General features: G+C 63.1%; 3 protein-coding genes and 1 pseudogene. 2 read left to right on the top strand and 2 right to left on the bottom strand.

Annotated elements, in window-relative coordinates; translation table 11 throughout:
- Window positions 1–887: 887 nt before the first annotated feature.
- Window positions 888–2270 (top strand): FAD-containing oxidoreductase, encoded by a 1383-nt coding sequence (locus WCA53_RS04545; RefSeq protein ID WP_423906017.1) that lies wholly within the window; start codon window positions 888–890, stop codon window positions 2268–2270.
- A gap of 28 nt (window positions 2271–2298) precedes the next feature.
- Entirely contained in the window at window positions 2299–3474 is a 1176-nt protein-coding gene (locus WCA53_RS04540) for an FUSC family protein (RefSeq protein WP_423906014.1), read from the top strand.
- Between the two features lie 27 nt (window positions 3475–3501).
- Here WCA53_RS04540 and WCA53_RS04535 read toward each other — a convergent pair whose 3' ends face one another.
- Together WCA53_RS04535 and WCA53_RS04530 are read right to left on the bottom strand one after the other, a co-directional pair.
- Entirely contained in the window at window positions 3502–4788 is a 1287-nt protein-coding gene (locus tag WCA53_RS04535; protein ID WP_423906011.1) for an MFS transporter, read from the bottom strand.
- Window positions 4789–4790: 2 nt separating this feature from the next.
- Window positions 4791–5426 (bottom strand): annotated as a pseudogene (locus tag WCA53_RS04530) (hypothetical protein); the annotation flags it as partial.

Genomic DNA, 5426 nt, shown 5'->3' with positions numbered 1-5426 from the left:
TAAGTCGGATTTTCTTGCTTATTTCTGTTAGCCCCTATCCGGGGCGGGACTTCATTTCTTTTCAAACGGCAAACGCGAAAAGAAACGAAGCAAAGAAACGCGTTTTAAACCGCCAATTTTTAAGTGTCGTCGTCGTCCATTTCAGGCTTTTGGCCCGAACGTAGCACGGCTCCCATGAATCAACGCCCAGTCGAACACCGCCTTCAAGCGCCAGCGGCGCGCACACGCTTCGCCTCGACGGCCATATATCAGGATCGATCCGCGTGCTCGTACCGCCGATGCCCGCAGCCCGCACTCATCCAGCCCGGCTCGCGCTTCACACGCGACCCCGCGACCGCTCAAATCCAAGCGGCCTCCGCCAGCCCGTTTGCTGGCTTCATTACTGGCCTTGTCGTTGACCTCACCGCGGGCGTTGCCACGGGCCTGAATGTAGATGGTCCCAGCGGTAACCCAACCGGACTACGGCTGTTGAGGCGAAGCGTGTGCGCGCCGTTGGTGCTTGGGGAGGGTGTTCGAGTGCGGGTTAAATGTTTGGGGCCGCGCTACGTTCGTGCCAAAAACCAGAACTCCACAACCGACGACCCTTAAAAATTGGCGGTTTAAAACGCGTTTCTTTGCTTCGTTTCTTTGCGCGTTTGCAAAGAAATGAAGTCCCGCCCCGGATAGGGGCTAACAGAAATAAGCAAGAAAATCCGACTTAAACAGAACGACCACGCTAGCAGAAGGACTCAACGCTCTCCCCACACTCGCCGCAAGCAGCACCGCCCAAGCCCTAGCCCCACACTAGCCACAAGCAGCACCCCCCAAACCCCCCGAGCGCCAGCGAAATCCGGGCTACTATGCCAAAACACAGCGCCGCAATCCCATCGACCTTCGTGGAGATTCCCATGTCAGAGCATTTCGACGCCATCGTGATCGGCACCGGACAAGGCGGCGCGCCGCTGGCCGTGAAGCTCGCCCAGAGCGGCCGAAAAACTGCGGTCATCGAACGGCACTTATTTGGCGGCACGTGCGTGAACGTGGGCTGCACGCCGACCAAGACCTATGTGGCGAGCGCCCGCGCGGCCCACGTCGCGCGCCATGCGGGCGACATGGGTGTGATCGTGGAAGGCCCCGTGAGCGTGGACATGGCCCGCATAAAGGCTCGCAAGGACGAGGTGATCGCGGGCTCGCGCAACGGCGTCGAAAAGTGGCTGCGCAATACCCCGAACGTAACGGTCTTCAAGGGCCACGGGCGTTTCACCGCAGCGCATTCGATATATATCGACGGGCATGACGGCCAACCGCACGATCTCGACGCCGACGCCATTTTCATCAATACCGGGACGCGCGCGATCGTGCCGCAGGTGGAAGGCATCGAACGTATTTCTTATCATACGAATTCCACCATGCTCGAACTGACCGAGTTGCCCGAGCATCTCGTGATCGTCGGCGCGAGCTATGTCGCACTGGAATTCGCGCAAATGTTTCGTCGTTTCGGCAGCCGCGTCACAGTGCTGGTGCGAGGCGAGCGCCTTCTCGCCCGCGAGGACAGAGACGTCGCCGCGCAGATCCAGAAAGTGTTGTCGCGCGAAGGCGTCGAGTTCAGGTTCGGCACCGAGATGTCGCGCGTGGAGCCGGCGGCCAACGGCGTGCGGATTGCGCTCGGCGACGAGTTCATCACTGCATCGCATCTGCTTTGCGCTATCGGCCGCACGCCGAACACCGACGACATCGGTCTCGAACACGCGGGGATCGTCCCGAACCGGCTCGGCCTGATCAACACCGACGGACAGCTACGAACGAAGGTGGACGGCATCTGGGCGCTGGGCGACGTGAACGGACGCGGCGCGTTCACGCACACGTCGTACAACGATTACGAAGTGATCGCTTCGAACGTGGTGGACGGCGAGGCGCGCAATGTCGATGGCCGGATCATGTGCTATGCGGTATTCGTCGATCCGCCGTTCGCACGCGTGGGCATGAGCGAGGACGATGTGCGCAAGACCGGACGGCCGGCGCTGATCGCCACCCTGCCCATGTCGCGGGTCGGCCGGGCGCGCGAACGCGGCGAGACCGACGGCTTCATGAAAGTCCTGGTGGACGCCGCCAGCAACAAGATCCTGGGCGCCGCGATCGTCGGCATCGAGGGCGACGAAGCGATTCATACCTTCATCGACATCATGACCGCGGACGCGCCTTACACCACGCTCCAACGCGCGATGCATATCCATCCCACGGTCAGCGAGTTGATTCCAACTTTGCTGGGGAACCTGAAGCCGCTCACGTAAGTGTCAATGGGACTGCGGAGCCGCGCCGATGGATCTTTTCGACACACTCGCGACAATCTGCAAGAGCGCGGCGCTTGCCCTTGGGCGCGAACTCGCGGCCTGGAGACCGTCCAGAGCGCGTGCGTCATTCGGCACGCAAGCGGTGCTATCGGTTGGTTTATCAGTTGTCCTTGCGAATGCCTTGAATCTTCAGAACACCTGGTGGGCGGCCATCAGCGGCTTCGCGGTCATGGAGGCCAGTTTCCCGGCTTCGGTCCGACGAGGAATTTATCGCATGTTGGGCACGCTTGCCGGTGCGTTGCTTGGGACGATAGTTGGACCGCTAATCGGCGACCGGCCGCTACTGGTGGTGCTTGCTTTGGGGCTGATCGGCGGTACGGGCGTGTATTGCGCGAACGGATCCAAAGCGGCTTATGCGTGGGTGTTGGGCGCAGTCACCGCGCTGATGGTGACGTTTGAAGCACACGGGCTCGTCTCGATTAAATCGACCGCATCATTTGCGGCGTTGCGCGTGGCGGAGGTGGCAGTCGGAACGCTGGCCTGTGTGCTGGTGGCGGGCTTGTTCCACGTTGGGGCGCAAGTTAAGTTAAAGGGTCGATTGCCGGCGAGATCTGCCTCGGCGGCTGAACCTGGGGAACCGGAACCGCAATCGGCCTCCGCGGCCCTGCCGTCCTTCGAGTCGCTGCGTCCGGCGCGCTCGCTGCTCGGTCTCCAGGCTGCCTTGGCAGTGGCGATACTTGCGGCGTTCTCCTACCTTTGGCATCTACCCGGTTTCGCGCAGGCGATGGTCACGGCAATTGCGGTCTTGATACTGCCGTCGACGGTGCTGGCGGCCAAGGCGCGAAGGCCTATTGTGGAAAGAATGGTTCAGCGCGTAGCGGGTTGTTTGCTCGCGGGTGCGTTGGGCGTGGCGCTACTGCCGCTGACGCAGGGGCGTGCGGTGTTATGCATTCTGGCGTTGTCGGTTGGGGTATGGATCGGGTGTCACGTACAAACCGGGCGGGAAGGCGCGAGCTACGTCGGCCGCCAGTTCACGATCGCGTTCATCATGGTGTTTGTGCAGGACCATCATTGGTCGGCGGATCCGGTGCCCGCGCTCATGCGGCTGTGCGGGATTCTTTCGGGAATCGTGGTGTTGGCGGGCGTGCTGGCGGTAACCAGCCGGGGGCCGCTTTCGCGTGCGGATGCTCGGGGCGTCGGTTAGAACACCCGACCCCAAGCGCCGCGCCCACTACCCTGCGGTGGCGGGTTCCTCTTTAGCCCTGGCCTCGACCGCCGCCGCATCTCGCGTCTCCGGCATGGCGAGCCAGACCAGCACCACCGCTAGCGCACCCGCCGCAGCAAGCCCGAAGAAACTGAACGCCACGCCGAAGCGGTCGGCCGCAAATCCCGCTATCGCGGTGCTGAGCGTTGCACCAACGCCGGCCGCCAACCCAAAGAAGCCGATGCACAAGTTGTATCGACCCTTGCCGCCGGCGACATCGGCGGCGATCAGCGGCAGCATCACGCCAAACACGGCGGCACTGATGCCATCGAGCATCTGTACCGGTACCAGCAAATACGGGCTGCTCACGCCGGCAAACAGCAGCGCGCGCACCGGCAGCGCCGCGAAGCCGATAATCAGCACCGGCCGCCGCCCCCAACTTTGCGCCTGCCGACCCACCCACGGCGACAGCCCCGCCACAATAAACTGCGGCACGATAATGCACGCCGCGATAACGAGCTGAACGTTGTCGCCCATGTGCGCGGTCACTTCGCCGGCGGCGAGGTTGAGCATCGCGGCGTTCGAGAGGTGGAACAGCACCACGCACGCGGCAAAGGTGAGCAGGCGGCGGTCGCGCAACAGGTCGCGCAGACTTGCAGGAGGCTCGCCGTCTCCTGCCACGCTGGCGATTTTTTCGCCGGCCCGCTTCGCAGCCGCTTTCATGCGCGGCACCACAGGCGCCATCTCGTGGTGGATCATGTTCAGCGCGAACAGCGCGGGCACTGCAAGGGCCGCAGTCAGGAAGAATACCGATCGCAGCGACAAATACTCGCCGAACGCGCCCATCAATGCCGCTGTAAGCGCACTGCCAATGGATGCCCAGCGCGCGTTGCGCCCCAGCCGATCGCCAAGATCGGCACGCGATACGAGCGCGAGCGAGATCGCGGCCATCGCGGGAACGAGCATGCAGCTCGCGAAGCCGTGCAGCACTTCAGCCGCGAACACGGAGACGAACGTGGGACTCGCACCCAGCAACAGCGCCGCCACGATAATCGCAATGATCGCAGCGGCAGCCGCGCCTTTCTTGTTACGCAGCACATCTACCAGCGCGCCCGCCGGCAACTGGCTCGCCATCGCGCTGACCGTGCCGACGCTCAGCATCAAGCCGATCTCGCCCTGCGTCCATTTGTTCGCGGCGAGATACGACGCGATGAACGGTCCAAAGCCGGTCTGCACATTCGCGACGAAGAAGTTCAGCCAGTCGAGCGCACGCAGACTTCGTGTCGTTACCGATGCCGTCAACGTTGTCGTCATCGTTATTTCGCAGGGCGCACGGCGCCGGATGCCGCGCTCGACGCAACGGCAGCGGTGGCATCGGTCTCGGGCGCGGTTTCAGGCGCGGGAACGACGGGCGAGACGACCTTGATGGGCTGCTCCGGCGAGTACGTGGGCGCAGCCTTGATCTGCGCGTCGGTGAAATCCATTTGTAGTTGCAGCACCTTGTTGCGTGACACCACATGCAGGTCCGGCCAGTTGGCCGCGACCTGCCGCTTGTCGCCCGCGAGCGAATCCGACAGATCGACCACCAGCGCTTGCGGCTGCGCCTGCGAGTCGATCAGCACATCGACGACGCGACCCATGCGCGCGCCGTTTTTCTGCACGAGATTCGAGTCGATGAGTTGCGTGAGGCTCGGTGAAACGTCGTTGAGGGAACCGGGCTTGGGCGCAGCGTCCGCCGCTTTCGCCTTGGCCCCAGGGGGTGCCGGCGGCTGCGTGAGCGTCACCGGCGCCTTGTTGGTCGCGGGGTTGAAGCGGAAATCGGTCCACGGGAACGTGACCTTGCGGTCGCCGACACCCAAAAAGCCCGCGAGATTCACGACCATGATCTTCGGCTTGCCGGAGGGGTCCGTGAACATGTCCACCGCCCGGCCGATAACCTTGCCGTCCGGGCG

Source organism: Caballeronia sp. (assembly GCF_049581465.1).
Classification (GTDB): Bacteria; Pseudomonadota; Gammaproteobacteria; order Burkholderiales; family Burkholderiaceae; genus Caballeronia.
The sequence above is the reverse complement of the archived record's forward strand: the minus strand, read 5'-3'. Positions and strand labels throughout refer to the sequence as shown.